The following is a 20526-nucleotide window of genomic DNA, read 5'->3' on the forward strand; positions in this document are numbered from 1 at the left end:
TGTTCGCATAAAAGATTATAAAAGATTCCTGAGCAAAAAACAAACAAAACATGACCAACTATTTATTTCTTTCTATTCAAAATATTACAACATTATATTATCATATTCACTTTTTAAATACATATATATTTTTGGTAGTTTTTTTGAATAAATCTTCCAATTCAATCAGAAAATAATGGCAAAAAAGAAGAGGAGTTTACATATGGATACAGTAACATTAGCAAGAGCATTTTTTGGTTCTTCATTAGCATTCCACATTATCTTTGCAACACTTGGGGTCGGTCTTTCATTGATGATTTTTATAAGCGAAATACTCTATCACTGGAAGAAAGACTCCGACTATGCCATTATGGCGAAAAGATGGACAAAGGCGTTTGCTATTCTTCTCGGTGTAGCAATTCCAACTGGAACAATTGTTGGTGTGCAAATCTCACTTCTTTGGCCTGGTTTCGCCAAAATTGTTGGGCAAGTTATTTCTGTTCCCTTCCAAATTGAGATTTTTGCCTTCTTTTTGGAGGCTTTATTCATGTCGATTTACGTATATGCAGCTGATAAACTTCCTCCATTTATGAGATTAATCTCGCTATTTTTCGTCATGCTTGGTGCCACGGCATCCGCCGTGCTCATTACATCAGCAAATACATGGATGAATACACCAGCAGGCTTTTCAATGAATCCAGATGGATCTGTTTTTAACGTTGATCCTTGGAAAGCTTTCTTTAATCCGAGTTTTGGCACAAGTGCATTCCATGTCGTTATTACGGCTTATGCAACTGGTGCGGCTGTCATTGCTTCTATCGCTGGATTTAAATTATTGAAGAAAAATTTAAGTACACGTGAAATTGCTTATCATAAAAAGGGGCTACTATTAGGGCTTGTCGTGACATTTATTACAGGCGCTACGATGTGGCTTTCAGGGCACGAATCGGCAATCGCCCTACATAAACACTCACCTGAAAAACTTGCATCTGCTGAAGCTTTATTTGAAACGACATCACACGCACCGCTATCCATTGGCGGGGTTGTGGATCCTAATACACTTGAACTAAACTATGCACTTGAAATCCCAAACATGCTTAGCTTATTAGTGGGACTAGACCCTAGCACTGTCGTAAAAGGTCTAAATGAATTCCCACAAGAAACATGGCCACCATTTTATACACATACACTATTCAACTTAATGGTCGGCACCGCTGCGTTTACCTTTGCAGTTGCAGCAATTGCACTCTTATATTGGTACTTCGTTTACCGAAAAAAGGGAACAGAACTACCGAAGTGGCTACTTTGGGGGGCTGCCGCATGCGGACCAATTATGATGCTCGGTATTGAATTCGGATGGATTTTCAGTTGTAGCGGTCGTCAACCATGGACAATTTATGGTATGCAACGTACCGTCGATGCATCTACACGCGCCGATTTCGTCGGTCCTTTATTTGTTTTGTTCATCATTTTATATATTGGACTCGCTATTTTAACAGTCATTGTTCTACGGACATTCTTTAGAAGACATCCATTAAAGAATGATTTACAACACCAAGGAGGCGATTCTCATGCATGAGGAAAGTATTGCAATCATCATCTTATGGGCCCTTATTTTCGTATACAGTATATTAGGGTCCATCGATTTTGGAGCTGGTTTTTGGGGCATGGTATACGCCAAACATCCAACTCTCGCTGCCAAACTTGCGAATCGGTACTTATCACCCACTTGGGAAGTAACAAATACGTTTCTTGTTTTCGTCGTTGTCGCATTTCTCGGCTTCTTTCCGAAAGCGGCCTTTACTCTTGCGACAGTAATGTTCGTACCAGTTATGTTAATTTTAGTGCTCGTTGCAGTACGTAGTACGTTTATGGTATTTGCTTACTCCTTACCAAAATATCAGTACCTTCTTCGGGTTATTTCAGGTATTACTGGTCTCTTAATTCCAGCACTATTAATTACCGTTTTACCCGTTACAGAGGGAGCCTATATTACAATGTCTGAAGGAAAAGAAGTACTCCTGTATGGAAAACTTCTTTCTAGCCCGGTTATCTACTGTTATATGCTCTTCGGACTAACGTCTGAACTATTTCTCTCCTCTCTCTTTCTTGCTGATTTTGCGAGAGAACAAAGTTCAGAAGATACGTATAGAATTTATAGAAGAAATGCTATCATTCTTGGTCCTGCAACGCTCGTTACAGCAATCATCGCCCTCGTTGTAATGGACCCAGAAACACATTGGCTTATGCAAGGATTAATAAAGCAATTCCCGTGGTTTACAGTTTCTATTGTTTTATTCGTTATCGGATACTCGTCCCTTTGGTGGACAAACAAAAAATACAATACACTAGGATACCCTCGCATTGCCGTTTTAGCTGTCGTCGCTCAATATGCATTTGCCAGCTACGCTTACGGCGTCGCGCATTTACCTTATATTATTTATCCTGACGTAACTGTATTTACAAGCTTTACAACGAAAGAAACGTTCTATGCACTGCTCATTCTATACGCAATTGGGATTGCAATTTTATTACCAGGATTTATTTTCTTCTGGAATTTATTCTTGAAGGATCGTACTTTTTTGAAGGAAAAATAATATAGTCTTGGAGTCTGTCCCAAAAGGCATTTTGGAATAGACTCCTTTTGTCATGTTTTGTCGATAAGTCGATATATTTTAAAAATCGCTGATATATTTTGAGTTGCGCCGATATATCTCCATAATCGCTGATATATTTTAAGTTGCGCCGATATATTTCAATAATCGCTGATATATTTTAAGTTGCGCCGATATACCTCCATAATCGCTGATATATTTTAAGTTGCGCCGATATATTTCAATAATCGCTGATATATTTTAAGTTGCGTCAATATATCTCCATAATTGCCCATATAAATTTCATTTACTATTTTACTGCCCCAATAATTTATAGACTCCTCTCATAATAGTTATTTCACTATTCGTGACACTTGTCCTTTAGCTTGAAAAACACATATTCGCTTCATCTCGTTATACGTCTAGTTCTTCTTATTTTTTGCTGAATATACTACCAATATAAACTTGAGACAAGCTACATCTGTTCAAGGGAAAATAGAAAGGTAGGCAAAATATGAGCATTGAAATATGGATTACTATTATTGTATTCTTCTTAACGATGATCGTTATCTTTTGGCGGCCTCGAGGTTTGAATGAGGCGTGGCCAGCAGCAATCGGAGCTGGTATCATCATAATTACTGGACTTGTATCAAAACCAGACGTCATGGATATTATAAGTAAAATTGGCGGTGCTTCCATAACAATATTAGCGACCATCGTCATGGCAGTTATATTAGAAAGCTTCGGCTTCTTCCATTGGTCCGCAGCGAAACTGGCAAATCTAGCGAAAGGTTCTGGACGCCGTCTATACTGGTATATTCAATTATTATGTTTTCTTATGACTCTTTTATTTAATAACGACGGTAGTATTTTAATTACAACTCCCATTTTAATTCTTCTTCTAAAAAACCTTCAATTAAAACCACATCAACAAATTCCTTATTTATTAAGCGGAGCTTTAATCGCTACCGCATCTAGTGCACCAATTGGTGTAAGTAATATCGTAAACTTAATTGCATTAAATATCGTTAATATGACTCTTTATATGCATACTGCTATGATGTTTGTACCTGCAACATTAGGCTTATTATTTATGTCATGGCTCATGTATACAGTTTTGAAGAAAAAACTTCCGAAAAAATTACCTGTTTCTTCATATGATATTGAAGAAATTTTCTTCACGAAAAACTTCCATCCACTAAAAGGAAATAATTCTGTTGATACGAAACAAAAACGGACAAGATTCATGTTAAAAGTATTAGGTTTCGTCTTCCTGATGCGCTGTCTTCTATTCGTTGCATCCTTCTTATCCATCCCAATTGAAATCGTTGCAGTACTTGGTTCACTCGTTCTTCTCATTTGGAGATGGTATTACTTACGAACAAACCCTGTCGACATTTTGAAAAAGACACCGTGGCACATTTTAATTTTCGCCTTCTCTATGTACGTCATTATTTACGGACTCCACAACGCAGGATTAACAGCTGCACTTGTACAATGGCTCGAGCCAATTGTGAATCAGCATCTACTCTATGCTAGCTTTGCAATGGGCGGACTTGTATCCATCCTCTCTAACGTCTTCAATAACCATCCTGCCCTTATGATTGGTACAATCACATTAACAGAAATGGGACTAGATCCAGTCACATTAAAAACAATCTATCTTGCAAACATCATTGGTAGTGACATCGGTTCACTATTACTACCAATTGGTACACTAGCTTCACTCATTTGGATGTATATTCTGAAACAAAACAAAATTAAAGTAAAATGGAAAGACTATTTAAGTGTATCCCTTATCGTTATCCCGCTCACAACAGTCGTCACACTATTCCTCTTATTCTACTGGGTACATCTCTTCTTTGCCTTATAAACAACAGAATCCCCATTTGCTACCGTCTTAGCAAATGGGGATTCTTCTATAATAAAGTTAGGTACTACAGTGTGATCAATCAAGTAAAGAGGTGTAACGTGTTATTGATATAAATGACTACCAGCTTCTTTAAATTCTTCTGCTTTCTCTTTCATTCCTTTTTCAATTGCTTCTGTCGTTTCTAAATCATTTTCTTTTGCATATTCACGAATATCATGTGAAATTCTCATACTACAAAACTTCGGTCCACACATTGAACAGAAGTGAGCTGTCTTTGCCCCTTCTGCAGGCAACGTTTCATCGTGATATTCCATCGCACGTTCAGGATCTAAAGATAAATTAAATTGATCGCGCCAACGGAATTCGAAACGTGCTTTTGAAAGTGCATCATCACGCTGATGAGCCGTTTTATGTCCTTTCGCAAGATCAGCCGCATGCGCTGCAATTTTGTACGTAATAACACCCGTGCGTACATCATCTTTGTTTGGCAAACCTAAATGTTCTTTCGGCGTTACATAACAAAGCATCGCCGTTCCAAACCAACCGATCATCGCAGCTCCAATTGCCGATGTAATATGGTCATAACCTGGTGCAATATCTGTCGTTAGTGGCCCAAGTGTATAAAACGGCGCGCCCTGACAAATATCAAGCTCTTTCTCCATATTCTCTTTAATTAAGTGCATCGGTACGTGTCCAGGTCCTTCGATCATAACTTGCACATCATGTTTCCAAGCAATTTTCGTTAATTCACCAAGTGTTTCAAGCTCAGAGAATTGTGCTTCGTCATTTGCATCTGCAATCGATCCTGGACGTAATCCATCTCCAAGAGAGAACGAAACATCGTACTGCTTCATAATTTCACAAATCTCTTCAAAATGAGTATATAGGAAGTTTTCTTTATGATGGAATAAACACCACTGCGCCATAATCGAACCACCACGCGAAACGATACCTGTCGTACGCTTTGCAGTAATTGGAATGTAACGAAGCAATACACCAGCGTGAATCGTAAAGTAATCAACGCCTTGCTCCGCTTGCTCAATTAACGTATCACGGTACACTTCCCATGTTAAATCTTCTGCAATTCCATTTACCTTTTCAAGCGCTTGATAAATCGGCACAGTTCCAACTGGTACAGGCCCATTACGAATAATCCACTCACGCGTCGTATGAATGTTTTTACCTGTAGATAAATCCATAATCGTATCTGCACCCCAGCGCGTTGCCCACGTCATCTTCTCTACTTCTTCTGCAATAGAAGAAGATACAGCAGAGTTTCCGATATTTGCATTTACCTTCACGTGGAAATTACGCCCGATAATCATCGGTTCTGCTTCTGGATGATTAATATTCGCTGGTAAAATAGCGCGGCCTTCTGCGATTTCCTTACGAACAAACTCCGGCTCTACTCCTTCACGAATTGCAACGTATTCCATCTCAGACGTAATAATGCCATTACGCGCATAATGCATTTGCGTAACATTTGCACCTTGCTTCGCTCTAAGCGGCTGGCGATCCATTTGCGGGAAAACAGGTGTATGTTTCGAAGCCACTTTCACACCATCATCCTCTGGTTTCACCTCGCGCCCTTCATATGCCTCTACATCCCCGCGCTCCATGATCCAAGAATGACGCGGCGTTGGAATTCCCTTTTCCAGCTCCACTTTATACGCCGGATCCGTATAAGGACCGCTCGTATCATACACACGGACTGGAGGATTTGGGATGCCGTTCGTTTCGCTTTGTTCAATCTCACGCATCGGCACTTTCATGCCTACGCGTGGTCCATCCACATATACTTTCTTACTCCCTGGTAAACTCGATTTCAATTCAATTTGCTCAGCTGAAACAGACTGTTTCATAACCTTTGTTGCCTCCCCTGTTCGTGACAAGGACGAGATATGGCCAGCGCATGCCAAAATAAAAAGAGCCAGGTCCATAAAAAAATAAGGACCTGGCTCATAAAAGACATCATTATGTAAAGCCGTTAACTTCCCTACGCTGGTACGAGCCAGATCAGGTCCAAAGGGTTAAGAAGATCACGCGCTTCTCTCTCAGCCTACGCATACGTTAGGCACCCCTAGTTTATCACTGATTTAATTTTCAATACCTTCCCATCATACACGATAATCTGAAAAATGCAAAGGTTATTTCTTTTTCTCTTTATGGAATCATCCACGTTAAATAATATGCTTGAACATACGTTATAATACCAACAATAATTACGAAGAACACCCTATTGTAAAAATAGTTTATGATTTAAAATGGGAGTTTAAAAACATCTTCACCACAAAGAGTGTTGAGAATCTCAACCATTGTATTAAGAAAATTAAGAATACTAATATACAAGAGTTTAAGAGCTTTACGAATGGATTAGCCCGGGATATTGAAGCTGTCAGAAATGCGGTAACTTATGAGAATAATAATGGTCTTGCCGAAGGGAGCATAAACAAGTTAAAGCTTATTAAAAGAATCATGTATGGTCGATGCAAATTCTCCACATTGCGGACAAAGATTCTACTTTTGGAGAGAATGAGACTTTTCAACTAACTCCAGGAAGAACCATTTTTTACTTGCCAAATACATTCATCAGTCCCGTTTGCCAAAGAGCCTTTGTCTCTGCTGTATTTCGCTACAACTGCTACTGTTACCTGCCATACAACCTGCAATAGAGATAGGTAACAATTTACTATACAAGGAACAAAATTGACCTGCTCCTCCATTTAGTGATTTAACTATCTTTATTATTCAGAGCTAAAACTCAAAGAAAAATCTCTTACATTTATTGTAACGTAATCCCCTTAATATGTTAATTATTTTTTTGTGGTCTTGTTAGTTAAAGGGGTACTTAGTACAAAAAATAACCGTAGATAGTAGCACGAACACTGTTCTTGTTATAATTTTTTTTCAGAACGTCTATAATCCTCTTTTAAAAAATATATGTAAATATAATAAAAAACGAATGATTAATAGAAATATTCTACACCACTCGTTTTTTATCGGACTTCTTTTTACTGTACTTTTATTTTCTTTATGAGTTATTAGAAAAATAATTGTCTATATAAGTCTTTATTTTTTCAAAATTCTTTTCCATAAATAAGATTGCTGGTACTTCAATTATTGGAAGATTATTTTCATTATCAAAAGCTGGACACGGTTTGGGAACTACCAAATAGTCAACTGAGTTTTTATCCCTAATATAATTAATTGAAACATCATAATAATTAGAAAAATATTCCTTCAAATCATCCTGATTCCTTAAAAATGGTAGAGAAAATATTGAACCATAATTTATACCAGCGTCGACAATTAATACAAAGCATATTTTTTTCATGATACACCCTCCTCGTATAATAAGTTTTAAGTTAATAACTGTTCCTTGAAAATTAAATAGTTTTTATCTTCAAGAGCTACATCAAAAAAATGATGTATGGGTAAAATTTAGTCTTGGATACTGGGGGATTTCCCCAGATAATGGAAGTGTGGAAATGGATCCATCGGGAATATGCTTACTCCTCCTGTAGTTCGACCACGTTAAAAGACTGTGACCCAGACCAAAATGCACTGCATACGCACAAGCTGTATCGGTTTCCTTCACTTACCTCTCATAATGGTGGGAGGGGCAGCTTAGATGAAGGCAATCATTGAATACTCATACGCGAGGTTGTGGCTATGTTTTTGACTCTAGGGAGATCCCACAGTATCCAAGCTCATTCCAAATACTATTCAAAGAAAGGAGGTCCTTTCTTTGAGATTATTCGTAGCTATTGATGTAAGCTTTGAAAAACTTGATGTATGTTTTCTTGACAGTCATGACACTGTTTTGAAAGAAATTTGTCTTTCAAACGATGTGAATGGTGCCAATGCCATTAAGGAGGATGTTCTCCATTTTCATCAGTTGTACAACTATAAAAAAATTGTCATTGGTATGGAATCTACTTCCGTCTATAGTTTCCGTCCTTCCATGTTCCTAACGGAAGATAAGGATTTGAGGGCTTTAGACGTGGAAGTGGTCGTACAAAATCCAAAAGCCATCCATCGGTATAAAAAACTCTTTGAAAAAGATAAGACCGATAAAATAGATGCTTTCCGTATTGCCGATTTTTTACGAATCGGACGGTATAATAAGTTTCTTATCAAGGAGGAAAAATACGTTGCCCTTCAACGTTTAACACGATCTAGATATCAACTCGTTCACCAGCAAACAGAATGTAAGCAACACTTTCTGAAGAACCTTTACTACAAATGTAATACGTTATCGAAAGAGTTAAATACCTCTGTTTTTGGTGCGACGATGATGGAAATACTCTCAGATTCCCTTTCGTTGGATGAAATCGCAGAAATGGATCTAGAAGCACTCGCTACTCTTCTTCAGAAAAAGGGGAAAGGACGCTTTAGCGATCCGGAAGATTTAGCGAAAACCATCAAGAAAGCCATACGTGACTCCTACCGACTAGGTAAGGTCGTTCAAGACTCTGTGGACGTTGTATTAGCCACTTATGCACGATTGATTCAAACATTGAAAAAACAAATCAAAGAGATAGAAAAAAGCATTACTGCTTTATTCTAAGCCATTCCAGAAGCGAGATATTTAACAAGTGTTCCAGGCATTGGAGTCGTATACGCCACGGGAATCATTGCGGAAGTTGGACAAATTGAACGCTTTGAGAACGAAGCACAATTGGCCAAATACACCGGTCTTTACTAGAAAAAATCGCAATCTGGAAACTTTGAATCGGAACGAACACCCATGACACGAACGGGAAACCAGTATCTTCGTTATTACATGGTTGAAGCTACCAACTCTGTACAATTTCGTGAAGCTACTTACCGTGCTTATTATTTAAAGAAATATGATGAAGTTCCGAAATACAAACATAAAAGAGCCCTTGTCTAAAGCCGTAACTAGATTCGCTAAATTGTTTTTCAAATATTGAACCAAGCACTTGACTGATTGCTTGTTGAACAACCCTATCCACTACTGTCGGTATTCCCAATTTGCGCATCTTCCATAAAAAGAGCCAGGTCCATAAAAAAATAAGGACCTGGCTCATAAAGACATCATTATGTAAAGCCGTTAACTTCCCTACGCTGGTACGAGCCAGATTAGGTCCAAAGGGTTAAGAAGTTCACGCGCTTCTCTCTCAGCCTACGCATACGTTAGGCACCCCTAGTTTATCACTGATTTAATTTTCAATACTTTTCTATCATACACCATAATTTGGAAAATTAAAAGTTTATTTCTTTTGTTGTTTATGGAATCATCCACGTTAAATAATAAGCCTGAACATAAGTCATAATACCAACAATAATTACGAAGAACAAACTATGCTTCACTGTAAAACGGAACAAATCCGATTCTTTTCCAGCAAGACCAACCGCTGCACAAGCGATCGCAATCGACTGCGGGGAAATCATTTTACCTGTTACACCGCCTGTTGTATTTGCTGCAACGAGAAGCACTTCAGATACGCCGACTTGCTGCGCTGTAATGGCTTGTAAATTTGAGAACAGTGCATTCGCAGACGTATCAGACCCTGTTAGGAATACGCCAATCCAGCCTAAGAATGGTGAGAAGAACGGGAATAGGCCGCCAGTTCCGGCTAATGCTAACGCTAACGTGGAAGATAGACCAGAATAGTTTGCGATAAATGCAAACCCTAGTACGAATCCGATAGATAGAATTGGCATTTTTAATTCGCTTAACGTTTCTTTAAATGTCACTACTGCATCTTTTACATTCATTTTCAAAATAAACATGGAAATGATACAAGCAATTAAAATCGCTGTTCCGGTTGCCGATAATACATCAAACTTCAGAATTGCCTCGTAAGGCGTTGGTTTATTTACAATTGGCTCTGCTTTCATTACTAGATTATGCAGACCTGGAATTTCAAACTTAAATACAAGACTTTCTAAAGCCCCTCCTGGAGTGAATAATGCCTTAAAGAAACTTTGGCTCCAAATGACTACCATAACCGTTAATACGATAAATGGGGACCATGCCTTCACTACTTTTCCAAACGTTAATTTCGGCATCGATGCCGCTGTCGTTGTTGCTGCTACTTCACTATTTGCTTGCCCAGATTGATAAATTTCTTTCGGCTGCCAAACTTTTAAGAACAGCGCTAAACTAATTAAACTTACAAGTGCCGATGTAATATCCGGAAGTTCTGGTCCTAAAAATGTCGCTGTAATGAACTGCGTAATCGCAAATGAACTACCCGCTACAAATAACGCAGGCCACGTTTGTCGTATCCCCTTAAATCCATCCATTAAAAATACGATAAAGAATGGCACAAATAATGATAGGAACGGTAATTGATGCCCAGCCATTTGTCCAATTTTATGTGGATCAATACCTGTTACTTGTCCAGCAACTGTAATCGGAATTCCCATCGCTCCGAACGCCACTGGTGCAGTATTTGCAATCAAACAAAGACCTGCTGCGTATAAAGGATTTAACCCAAGCCCCGCAAGAAGTGCTGCTGTAATCGCTACTGGTGCCCCAAATCCTGCCGCTCCTTCTAAAAATGCTCCAAATGAAAATCCAATTAAAATAACGAGTAGACGATGATCGCTCGTAATCGATAATACCGATGCACGAATCACATCGAATTGACCTGTTTTCACAGAAATTTTATATAAAAATACCGACATAATGATAATCCAAGCAATTGGCCATAATCCGTATAAGAAACCATATCCGGTCGCTGCCATTGCCATCGTGAACGGCATTTTATAAGCGAATAACGCTACTAAAACTGTAAGTACAACTGTAATAAATCCTGCCACATACCCTTTCATGCGGAAAACTGCTAAAGCTAAGAAAAAAAAGATAATCGGAATAAGTGCTACCGCTGCCGAAATCCAAATGTTTCCGAATGGATCATAAACTTGTGTCCATGTGTTCATTGTTCTCTCCCCCTAAAGAATCCCCTTTTAAATAGAATAACCTCATCAATAGACTATCAGGTCATCATACCTTTAAGTCTAAAATAAAAAAACGTTTAAGAAAACGTTTTCAACAACTTTCATTTATACTGTACCATAACAATTTCCATTAAAAAAGATTTTTTTGAAAATTTTATCATTTAACGAAAAAATCTTACAAAATCGTCATGTTCCTGTAATGTTCATCGATAGAAAGCTTGCAAAATTTATTGCATAATAATAGTATAACAACGGACATTATTTATGAGGTGATATATATGAATGGAAACAAAATATTAGCTGCTTTATCGTACTTTAGTGTACTATTTGCCCCTATCTTATTCCCAATTATCGTTTGGATTGTGGGGGACGCTGAAACAAAGCCACATGCAAAACGTGCTCTATGGACACACATCATTCCAAGTATTGCTACATTTATCGGCGTAGCCATTTTAGGAATTATGGGCATGGGATCTGACCAAGCAGATGTAACACTTGGAATTGGATCAATGATTGTCTTAGCTATTTGCGGAATCATCAGCTTATACTACTTCATCTGGAACATTGTAAAAGGAATTAAAGTACTGAAAGCTTAATTTTAAACAAACGTTTGTTTAAAAAAGGACCCTTGCAAATTGCAAGGGTCCTTTTCCTAATTCGTTCACTTTATCTTCTGCGTTTCTTCTTTTTTCTCATCATTTTCTTTCGGCGCGTATTCACTTTATCCGCTATAATGTGAAGCGTACTTGCCACAACAATTCCCATTAAGAACGTTACAATTTCAACCTCATGTTTCTTCGCAATTTCTATTAAATTACCATCCAGTGCGATTACATTTAATAGAAATAAAAATGGAGAAAAGACGATTAACATGTACGCAATACGAATCACATCACCAAGTATAATCGTATGCGTAAAGAAAGATCGATGCGGCATTACTTTTTTATAAGGATACCAAAATATACGTAAGAAACCCCATTTGTTATAAGCATTACTGTACGTATCTAAATCTGGTGTTAAAAATGAAGTACCTACTAAAAAACCAATTGCAAAAGTTAATAAAAAATCAAAATTTGTTAATCCATACGAAAAGAGAAAAAACAAAACAACCGGAAGGGATATTAAGTTTATTTTCGTATGCGTTCTTCCTGATGGCATAATGCACTTCCTCGCTTACGTTCGTCCTGTCACCTTATGACAGGTTTCACCTATTGACCTAATTTCTGATCGATAAATGTTGTGTCTATATCCGAACCAAACCATTCTGCCAACTTCACTCGTGCCTTATCTTTCACATCTTCATTGACGTATAACGACACCTGTATTAGTGCGGCCGTTAACGCCCCTAAATCATCCGTATAGCCAATTCCAGCAATGAAATCTGGAATCGCATCAATCGGTGCAATAAAATAAGCAAGTGCTCCAATTACAATAATTTTCACTCGTTTTGGAACATCGGGTCTTTGCAAAACGTAAAACAGTAATAAACTTGCATAAATGACCGACTGCCCAGCTTGCTTTGCAACATGTTTTACTTTCTTCCAAAACGCTTCAACTGAAAATTTTTGTTTCATGTAAAAAGCCTCCCTATTTTTAAAAAGAAATAAGCTACAATATGTTATCAGTAAAAGTTCATGGAAATTACACAAAACCTATCAATGAACTTTTATTGTAACAAACAAACCAAAAAAGAACAAGTGTTCGTTAATTTTCACACGATTTCCTTCATATAATAGATTTCTAGATAACCCTTACCCATCTTCGTTTCTTATTTCTCAACAAAGAAAATTTTCACTTCTACTTAACATTCTGCTCTACCTTTGTTATATTTTCTAGTTGACGGACATATAAACGAATGTTAAAGTTTTCTCTGGTAGTGACAAATCTTATACAAAAAATGTAAAATGTTATAGTGTTTCTCAGAAATGAATTTTGTTGTATAATACAGAAATGACGTTATGCTTATGAGCAACAAAAGAAACCAAAAGGGTATGCATAGTTATAGTCGTATATGGGTGAATATAGAACCTTTAATTATGGCCAAGAAAACTATGTATTTTTTATTTTAGCATTTTTCGCTCCAAAATCGACCAAGCCTGATAGAGAAAGGGTGGAAATGAATGAAAGAAACCTTGAAATCACAATTTCAAAATGTGCGTTTCACTGTATTCGTAGCTTTAGCCTTATGGCTAAAAACTTACCTTATTACACGCACAAGCTTTGACTTAAAACTTGAATCTTTCATGCAAGAATTCATTTTATTCCTTAGCCCATTAGCAGCATCATTACTGCTTGTTGGTCTTGCATTATTTGCAAAAGGGAAAAAACGTAACTATATAGCACTTGGAATTAATTTTGTCTTAACAATCGTTCTTGTTGGTAACGTAATGTTCTACGGATTCTACAATGACTTCGTTACATTACCGGTGCTAGGACAAACATCTAACTTCGGAAGTTTAGGTTCCAGTGTGAAAGAATTATTTAACTACAAAATTATCCTTGCATTTGCAGACATTATCGTTTTCTTCGTTCTATTAAAGAAAATGAAGAACTTTGCACCTACAGAGCGTGTAGCACGCCCGATGCGTTCTCTATACTTCGTATCAACAGTTGCTATTTTCTTCGCAAACTTAGGACTTGCAGAAGCTGAACGCCCAGAACTATTAACACGTTCATTCGACCGCGTTATGCTTGTTAAAAACTTAGGATTATATGTACACCAAGTATACGATCTTGGCTTACAAGCAAAATCAAGTTCACAAAAAGCGTTCGCTGACGGTAGTAAATTACAAGAAACAGAAAACTACGTAAAAACAACACAAAGTAAACCAGATCCAAATATGTTCGGTACTGCAAAAGGGAAAAACGTAATTGTTGTCTCTCTTGAGTCATTACAAACATTCTTAATTGGTGCAACAGTTAACGGACAAGAAGTTACACCATTCTTAAACCAATTTACGAAAGAAAGTTATTACTTTGATAACTTCTTCCATCAAACTGGTCAAGGTAAAACATCTGATGCTGAATTCCTAGTAGATACTTCGTTATATCCACTAGACCGCGGTGCTGTATTCTTCACACACGGTAACAATGAATATACAGCAACTCCAGAAATTTTACGTCAGCAAGGGTATCACACGTCGGTATTCCACGCAAACAACGCAACATTCTGGAACCGTAACATTATGTATCCAGCACTTGGTTATGATCGTTACTACAACGAACTTGACTACAAGATTACGCCAGAAACAAAATTAAACTGGGGATTAAAAGATATCGAGTACTTCGATCAATCTATTGATATGTTAAAACAAGTGAAGCAACCATTCTATACTCGCTTCCTTACTTTAACGAATCATTACCCATTCACTTACGATGACAGTACAAAATTAATCGACGAATACAATTCTGGTGATGGAGTATTTGACCGTTACATGGTAACTGCTCGTTACTTAGACGAAGCAATGAAACACTTTATTGAGCGTCTAAAAGCAGAAGGTATTTACGACAACTCAGTAATCGTATTCTACGGTGACCACTACGGTATTTCTGAAAACCATAACCGTGCAATGGCACAGTTCTTAGGAAAAGAAGAAATCACTGCATTTGACCATATGAACTTACAAAAAACACCGATGTTTATTCACGTTCCAGGTCAAAAAGAAGGTAAAACAATTTCGAAACCAACTGGTGAAATTGACATTAAACCAACTATTCTAAACTTACTTGGTGTAGATTCTACAAATGACGTTCGATTCGGTCATGATGTATTCTCACCTGATAATAAAGGATTCGTTGTTCTTCGTGACGGTAGCTTCGTTACAGATAAATACATGTACACAAACAGTACATTCTATGACCGTGCTACTGGCGAAGTTGTACAATTACCGAAAGAAGAATCTCAACCACTAATTGATCGCGCCCAAAATGAATTGAACATGTCTGATAAAATCATTGAAGGTGACTTACTTCGCTTCTCTGAAAGTAATAAGATCAAAACTGGTGAAGTAAAAACAGTTATTAAAGAAGAAAAGAAGAGTGCTGAGTAATCTCAGCCTCTTTTTTTATTTTCTTCCATACAACTACTTATATTCATTAACTTTAAAATTACATAACCTTTACCAAATATTCACATAGTGTTAATGAAGAATCTCTATAATAAAATATGTAAACGAGGTTCTACATATTTCTTATCTCTCATCTTTCGTAAGATCCCTTAAAGAAGTGTGTAAATCTTTTGTTTCTACTTTCTTATAATTGTCTTTCAACATGTTTTGTTTCCATACACAAAACATTCAACGAGACAATGTCCCTATGAAAGATAGCTACCCTCCTTGTGCAGCATTCCATAAGAATGTTGCTTTTTTTTATTTAAAAGCAGGATTCTCATTCTTATTTTCGAATTTGTATATACAAAATGCTGTAAAGTGAAATTTTAATCAGTCCTCACCAATCGGGCAGCTACGGGCAGTTATTCGCCCAATTCACTCCTTTGCTCCACCCGAATTTTTAAGTAGGAGTTTTACTGCCCGTTAATGCGGGGTAAACCATCCTTACTTCTCTATGATTTACAAATACATATACGGTCATATGTAGAGAATTGCTTACATAAAAATTACTATAGTGATTTTTATCTCGCATGAATGAAAGTTTCACGTTACTTACGTACTTACGAAAGGATGGGACGGAAATTGGCATACGAAAAATTTGTACTTTGGAATGATGAAGTTATTGATACAACAAAACAACAAACGTACATAGAACTTGAAGAGAGAGGTTCGCAGTTCGGAGATGGTGTCTACGAGGTTATTCGCCTATATAAAGGGAACTTTCACTTATTAGATCCGCACATAACGAGATTATATCGATCCATGGAAGAAGTAGAATTATCGCTCCCTTTCTCAAAAGCTGAGCTCATCACTTTACTTTACAAATTAATTGAACGAAACCATTTCCACGAAGATGGCACAATTTATTTGCAAGTATCTCGTGGTGTACAAGCTCGCACACATGTATTTTCATATGACACCCCTCCGACAATTTATGCCTATATTACAAAAAAAGAAAGACCAGCCTTATGGATTGAATATGGTATACGCGCTATATCAGAACCCGATACTCGATGGCTACGCTGTGACATTAAATCATTAAATTTATTACCAAACGTACTAGCTGCTACGAAAGCTGAACGAAAAGGCTGTAAAGAGGCACTTCTCGTAAGGAATGGTATTGTAACGGAAGGAAGCCATTCCAACTTCTTTTTAATTAAAAATGGAACTCTTTACACACATCCAGCCAATCACCTTATTTTAAATGGCATTATTCGTCAATATGTCCTTTCTTTAGCGAATACTCTTCACATACCTGTACAGGAAGAACTTTTCAGCGTTCGTGACGTTTATCAAGCAGATGAATGCTTTTTTACAGGCACAACAATTGAAATTTTACCAATGACCCACCTTGATGGAACCGCGATTCAAGATGGGCAAGTTGGTCCTATCACCAAAAAACTGCAAAAATCTTTTAATCAAATCTTGTTGCAATCCAATATGGCATCTTCTTAAACACGAATAATTTCTGTCCTTTTATATTCAATATATGCATTTAAATGGAAATCAAGGTGTAAATTTATACCTTGATTTTTTCTTGTAATCTTTTTGTCATATTCAGATTCCCACATAAGCCTTGACAGTAATCGACATGCTCTTTAGAATTTTTAACAGTTGGTAAATATTTCTTCACTACATTACAGACAGAAAGGAATCGACAAATTATGAAAAAGTATCTTGCCGGTCTTGCGGCAGTGTCTGTAGCAGGAGGAGCAGCACCTACACTTGATAGTGTTCAAGCTGCACCTGAACAAAATACACAAAAAGCTGCTACAACTGTCCAAGCTTCTGCGTCAAACAACTCATCTTATACGGTAAACGCGAGCGTCTTACATGTTCGTGCGGGATCAAGCACTTCTCACGACATCATCTCACGCGTTTATAACGGTCAATCACTAAACGTGATTGGCGAAGAAAATGGTTGGTTCAAAATTAACATTAACGGAAAAACAGGCTTTGTTAGTGGCGAATTTGTATCAAAAAGTGGAGCAGCAAACAACAATGTAAGCACAGGTGGAAACAATAAAGTTACCGCTGATGTATTACGTGTACGTACAGCTCCTAACACTTCTAGTTCTGTTTCTGGACGTGTATATGCAGGACAAACATTAAACGTAATTGGACAAGAAAATGGTTGGGTGAAAATTAACCATAATGGACAAGTAGGTTATGTAAGTGGCGAATTCGTATCTGGCGTTTCTTCTAATGGGGGTTCTTCAAACAACAATACGAATAATAACAACCAAGAAGTAAAACCAGCAAGCGGAAACTATACAGTAAATGTATCTTCCCTTCGCGTTCGTACAGGTCCTAGCACTTCTCACACAACTGTAGGTTCTGTCAAAAAAGGACAAGTAGTACAAGTTGTCGGCGAAGTTCAAGATTGGTTCAAAATCAATTACGCAGGACAAACTGCTTATATAAGCAAAGACTACGTAACAAAAGGCGGTTCTAACGAAAACGTTACAGAAGGCAACAAACAAGAGCAAAACAATAATGGAAGTATTCAAACTGGCGGTTCTTACGTAGTTAATGCTACATCTTTACGTGTTCGTACAGGCCCTGCCGCTTACCATAGTGTAATTGGTGGCGTTTTAAACGGTACAACATTAAACGTAGTTGGATCTGAAAACGGTTGGTTTAAAGTAAATTACCAAGGAAAAACAGGCTTTGTTAGCAGCGAATTTGTAAAATTCGTTAAAGGTGGCACTACTACTCCTGAGCAACCAAAACAACCTGAAAAACCTAACCAAGGTGCGATTGGTGACTACTACATTAATGCTTCTGCACTAAATGTACGTAGCGGCGAAGGTACAAATTATAGAATCATAGGCGCACTTCCACAAGGTCAGAAGGTTCAAGTAATCTCTGAAAACTCTGGATGGAGCAAAATTAACTACAACGGTCAAACTGGTTATATCGGAACACGTTACCTATCTAAAACACCAGTTGGAGGCGCAGTAGATAATAAGCCTAACAATAACCAAAATAACAATCAAAACAATAACAACAACAACAACAACAATAATAATACAGGTAATAATAGCGGCGACAGTTCTTCCGTACTTGCATACGCAAAATCAATGCAAGGTGTACCATACGTTTGGGGCGGAACTTCTGCTAACGGTGTTGACTGCAGTGGTTACATCTACCACGTATTTAAGAAATTTGGTCATAACATTAGCCGCCAAAGTGTTGCAGGATATTGGAGTAGCCTACCAAAAACTTCAAGTCCACAACCTGGTGACTTAATTTATTTCCAAAACACTTATAAATCTGGTCCTTCTCACATGGGTATCTACCTTGGGGGCGGATCATTTATCCAAGCTGGAGATAAAGGTGTAGCAATCGCTTCATTAAGTAACTCTTATTGGAAGAGCCACTTCTTAGGATACACGAAAGCACCTTAATTAATAGTTTCAAAGCCTTCTAGTTTACTAGAAGGCTTTTTTGCTATGAGTTCAACATATTACTCCCTTTCTCCTACCTTCTCTCTACAAAAATAATGTATCCATTCTTCCATTTCATACACTTTATTCTGCAAAAACAATGCATAACGTTATCATAATGTATATATTCCCATAAAAAACATAACCTATTTCATGTCTATTTATTTCATATGTGTTTTTTTGAAGAATTTTCTTTTTATTTAAACTTTTCATTAGACGTTTGACCTCCGATGTCCATTATGATAAGTTACTTAAGATGTTATATTCGTAAACGTATAGACAACTGGTTTATACACTGTTTTTACTATGAGGAAGGAGCATACACTGCATGAATCTTTTATGGGGAATTGGCGGCGTGATTGGAGTATTAGCAATTGCATTCTTACTATCTTCCAACCGCAAAGCTATTAATTGGCGCACAATTTTAATCGCGCTAGCATTACAAATGTCATTTTCATTTATCGTATTACGATGGGATGCTGGTAAAGCAGGTTTAAAACACGCTGCTGACGGTGTTCAAGGATTAATTAATTTTTCTTACGAGGGAATTAAGTTCGTTGCTGGGGATTTAGTCAACGCAAAAGGACCTTGGGGATTTGTATTCTTTATTCAAGCACTACTTCCAATCGTATTTATTAGTTCATTAGTAGCAATCTTATATCATTTTGGTATTATGCAGAAATTTGTTAGCGTCGTTGGTGGTGCATTAAGTAAACTTCTTGGAACTTCTAAAGCAGAAAGTTTAAACTCAGTAACGACTGTATTTTTAGGACAAACTGAAGCTCCAATCTTAATTAAACCTTACTTAGCACGCTTAACAAATAGTGAATTCTTCACTATTATGGTAAGCGGTATGACAGCTGTTGCTGGATCTGTTCTTGTCGGCTATGCAGCAATGGGTATTCCGTTAGAGCACTTATTAGCAGCTGCAATAATGGCAGCTCCATCAAGCTTATTAATTGCGAAACTCATTATGCCAGAGACAGAAAAAGTAGATAATAACGTTGAACTTTCTACAGAACGTGAAGACGCAAACGTTATCGATGCAGCTGCACGCGGTGCATCTGAAGGTATGCAACTTGTTATTAACGTAGCAGCAATGTTAATGGCTTTCATCGCATTAATCGCTTTATTAAATGGATTATTAGGATGGGTTGGTTCTCTGTTCGATATTAAACTTAGCCTTGATTTAATCTTCGGTTACTTATTATCACCATTTGCAATCTTAATCGGGGTTTCTCCTGGTGAAGCTGTACAAGCAGCAAGCTTTATCGGTCAAAAACTTGCAATCAACGAATTCGTTGCATACGCAAACTTAGGACCACACATGGCAGAGTTCTCTGACAAAACAAATCTAATTTTAACATTTGCAATCTGTGGATTCGCAAACTTCTCTTCTATCGCAATTCAATTAGGTGTAACAGGAACGTTAGCTCCTACTCGCCGTAAACAAATTGCACAATTAGGGATTAAAGCAGTTATCGCTGGTACATTAGCGAACTTCTTAAATGCAGCAGTTGCAGGTATGATGTTCCTATAAACTTATATAGAGTCTTCTCTTTCTACAAGAGGAGACTTTTTTCATGCAA

The 20526-nt window shown here is 37.4% G+C and carries 16 protein-coding genes, 2 pseudogenes and 2 riboswitches; of the genes and pseudogenes, 11 read left to right on the plus strand and 7 right to left on the minus strand.

Translation table 11 applies throughout. The features are described from left to right. Positions 1-202 precede the first annotated feature (202 nt). The 3 genes from cydA to C3Y97_RS26285 all read left to right on the plus strand — a co-directional run bounded on the left by cydA (position 203) and on the right by C3Y97_RS26285 (position 4446). Positions 203-1558 carry a cytochrome ubiquinol oxidase subunit I gene (gene cydA, locus C3Y97_RS26275; RefSeq protein WP_000381985.1) on the plus strand — a complete coding sequence of 452 codons (1356 nt, stop codon included), beginning with the start codon at positions 203-205 and terminating at the stop codon, positions 1556-1558. Further along, positions 1551-2576 carry a cytochrome d ubiquinol oxidase subunit II gene (locus tag C3Y97_RS26280; protein ID WP_000544186.1) on the plus strand — a complete coding sequence of 342 codons (1026 nt, stop codon included), beginning with the start codon at positions 1551-1553 and terminating at the stop codon, positions 2574-2576. The genes cydA and C3Y97_RS26280 overlap by 8 nt, the downstream gene beginning before the upstream one ends. A gap of 511 nt (positions 2577-3087) precedes the next feature. Continuing rightward, on the plus strand, positions 3088-4446 hold the full coding sequence (locus tag C3Y97_RS26285; RefSeq protein WP_000021123.1) for an arsenic transporter: 1359 nt from the start codon (positions 3088-3090) through the stop codon (positions 4444-4446). Between the two features lie 101 nt (positions 4447-4547). On the opposite strand, the gene thiC is transcribed toward C3Y97_RS26285, so the two are convergent. Both thiC and C3Y97_RS28515 read right to left on the minus strand, forming a co-directional pair. Continuing rightward, positions 4548-6308, minus strand: a complete 1761-nt coding sequence (thiC, locus tag C3Y97_RS26290) for a phosphomethylpyrimidine synthase ThiC (RefSeq protein WP_136363697.1) — start codon at positions 6306-6308, stop codon at positions 4548-4550. Positions 6309-6422: 114 nt separating this feature from the next. Next, positions 6423-6538: riboswitch (TPP riboswitch) on the minus strand. Positions 6539-6609: 71 nt separating this feature from the next. Continuing rightward, positions 6610-6681: pseudogene (locus C3Y97_RS28515) on the minus strand (L-lactate permease); the annotation flags it as partial. 45 nt (positions 6682-6726) lie between these two features. Here C3Y97_RS28515 and C3Y97_RS26295 point away from each other — a divergent pair. Continuing rightward, positions 6727-6996: a transposase gene (locus C3Y97_RS26295; RefSeq protein ID WP_242449125.1), complete on the plus strand. Its 270-nt coding sequence runs from the start codon at positions 6727-6729 to the stop codon at positions 6994-6996. A gap of 481 nt (positions 6997-7477) precedes the next feature. On the opposite strand, the gene C3Y97_RS26300 is transcribed toward C3Y97_RS26295, so the two are convergent. Further along, a complete protein-coding gene (locus C3Y97_RS26300; protein WP_095689990.1) occupies positions 7478-7780 on the minus strand; it encodes a hypothetical protein in 303 nt (100 codons plus the stop codon). 414 nt (positions 7781-8194) lie between these two features. On the opposite strand from C3Y97_RS26300, the gene C3Y97_RS26305 reads away from it, so the two are divergent. Together C3Y97_RS26305 and C3Y97_RS28520 are read left to right on the plus strand one after the other, a co-directional pair. Next, a complete protein-coding gene (locus C3Y97_RS26305) occupies positions 8195-9016 on the plus strand; it encodes an IS110 family transposase (RefSeq protein ID WP_416346946.1) in 822 nt (273 codons plus the stop codon). Positions 9017-9082: 66 nt separating this feature from the next. After that, a pseudogene (locus tag C3Y97_RS28520) lies at positions 9083-9343 on the plus strand (transposase). Here C3Y97_RS28520 and C3Y97_RS28525 read toward each other — a convergent pair. Continuing rightward, the gene (locus C3Y97_RS28525; protein WP_006925833.1) at positions 9270-9443 is read right to left on the minus strand and encodes a hypothetical protein; all 174 of its coding nucleotides are present in this window, start codon (positions 9441-9443) and stop codon (positions 9270-9272) included. The pseudogene C3Y97_RS28520 and the gene C3Y97_RS28525 overlap by 74 nt on opposite strands. Positions 9444-9512: 69 nt before the next feature. Further along, positions 9513-9628, minus strand: a riboswitch (TPP riboswitch). A gap of 71 nt (positions 9629-9699) precedes the next feature. Continuing rightward, the gene (gene lldP, locus C3Y97_RS26315) at positions 9700-11361 is read right to left on the minus strand and encodes an L-lactate permease (RefSeq protein WP_071740933.1); all 1662 of its coding nucleotides are present in this window, start codon (positions 11359-11361) and stop codon (positions 9700-9702) included. A gap of 296 nt (positions 11362-11657) precedes the next feature. Here lldP and C3Y97_RS26320 point away from each other — a divergent pair, with 296 nt between their 5' ends. Then, positions 11658-11975, plus strand: a complete 318-nt coding sequence (locus C3Y97_RS26320) for a magnetosome magnetite crystal formation protein family (protein WP_001014096.1) — start codon at positions 11658-11660, stop codon at positions 11973-11975. 70 nt (positions 11976-12045) lie between these two features. On the opposite strand, the gene C3Y97_RS26325 is transcribed toward C3Y97_RS26320, so the two are convergent. Both C3Y97_RS26325 and C3Y97_RS26330 read right to left on the minus strand, forming a co-directional pair. After that, positions 12046-12537 carry a metal-binding protein gene (locus tag C3Y97_RS26325; protein WP_001139056.1) on the minus strand — a complete coding sequence of 164 codons (492 nt, stop codon included), beginning with the start codon at positions 12535-12537 and terminating at the stop codon, positions 12046-12048. A 50-nt stretch (positions 12538-12587) separates the two neighbouring features. Then, positions 12588-12953, minus strand: coding sequence for a YkvA family protein (locus tag C3Y97_RS26330; RefSeq protein WP_000810369.1), 366 nt, complete (start codon positions 12951-12953; stop codon positions 12588-12590). A gap of 546 nt (positions 12954-13499) precedes the next feature. Between C3Y97_RS26330 and C3Y97_RS26340 the strand changes: the two genes are divergently transcribed. The 4 genes from C3Y97_RS26340 to C3Y97_RS26355 all read left to right on the plus strand — a co-directional run bounded on the left by C3Y97_RS26340 (position 13500) and on the right by C3Y97_RS26355 (position 20477). After that, positions 13500-15428 (plus strand): LTA synthase family protein, encoded by a 1929-nt coding sequence (locus C3Y97_RS26340; protein ID WP_000665358.1) that lies wholly within the window; start codon positions 13500-13502, stop codon positions 15426-15428. Between the two features lie 630 nt (positions 15429-16058). After that, positions 16059-16943: a D-amino-acid transaminase gene (locus tag C3Y97_RS26345; RefSeq protein ID WP_080120341.1), complete on the plus strand. Its 885-nt coding sequence runs from the start codon at positions 16059-16061 to the stop codon at positions 16941-16943. A 209-nt stretch (positions 16944-17152) separates the two neighbouring features. Continuing rightward, entirely contained in the window at positions 17153-18898 is a 1746-nt protein-coding gene (locus C3Y97_RS26350; protein ID WP_136363698.1) for a C40 family peptidase, read from the plus strand. A 367-nt stretch (positions 18899-19265) separates the two neighbouring features. Continuing rightward, on the plus strand, positions 19266-20477 hold the full coding sequence (locus C3Y97_RS26355; protein WP_001051019.1) for a NupC/NupG family nucleoside CNT transporter: 1212 nt from the start codon (positions 19266-19268) through the stop codon (positions 20475-20477). Positions 20478-20526: the final 49 nt, after the last annotated feature.

It is taken from the genome of Bacillus sp. DU-106, assembly GCF_004799705.1.
Taxonomy (GTDB): Bacteria; Bacillota; Bacilli; order Bacillales; family Bacillaceae_G; genus Bacillus_A; species Bacillus_A cereus.

Coding starts and splice junctions, on each gene's coding strand:
- thiC (WP_136363697.1), bottom strand. CDS start 6,308: ATGAAACAGTCTGTTTCAGCTGAGCAAATTGAATTGAAATCGAGTTTA.
- C3Y97_RS26325 (WP_001139056.1), bottom strand. CDS start 12,537: ATGCCATCAGGAAGAACGCATACGAAAATAAACTTAATATCCCTTCCG.
- C3Y97_RS26320 (WP_001014096.1), top strand. CDS start 11,658: ATGAATGGAAACAAAATATTAGCTGCTTTATCGTACTTTAGTGTACTA.
- C3Y97_RS26300 (WP_095689990.1), bottom strand. CDS start 7,780: ATGAAAAAAATATGCTTTGTATTAATTGTCGACGCTGGTATAAATTAT.
- C3Y97_RS26350 (WP_136363698.1), top strand. CDS start 17,153: ATGAAAAAGTATCTTGCCGGTCTTGCGGCAGTGTCTGTAGCAGGAGGA.
- C3Y97_RS26285 (WP_000021123.1), top strand. CDS start 3,088: ATGAGCATTGAAATATGGATTACTATTATTGTATTCTTCTTAACGATG.
- C3Y97_RS26340 (WP_000665358.1), top strand. CDS start 13,500: ATGAAAGAAACCTTGAAATCACAATTTCAAAATGTGCGTTTCACTGTA.
- C3Y97_RS26355 (WP_001051019.1), top strand. CDS start 19,266: ATGAATCTTTTATGGGGAATTGGCGGCGTGATTGGAGTATTAGCAATT.
- C3Y97_RS26330 (WP_000810369.1), bottom strand. CDS start 12,953: ATGAAACAAAAATTTTCAGTTGAAGCGTTTTGGAAGAAAGTAAAACAT.
- cydA (WP_000381985.1), top strand. CDS start 203: ATGGATACAGTAACATTAGCAAGAGCATTTTTTGGTTCTTCATTAGCA.
- C3Y97_RS26280 (WP_000544186.1), top strand. CDS start 1,551: ATGCATGAGGAAAGTATTGCAATCATCATCTTATGGGCCCTTATTTTC.
- C3Y97_RS26345 (WP_080120341.1), top strand. CDS start 16,059: ATGGGACGGAAATTGGCATACGAAAAATTTGTACTTTGGAATGATGAA.
- lldP (WP_071740933.1), bottom strand. CDS start 11,361: ATGAACACATGGACACAAGTTTATGATCCATTCGGAAACATTTGGATT.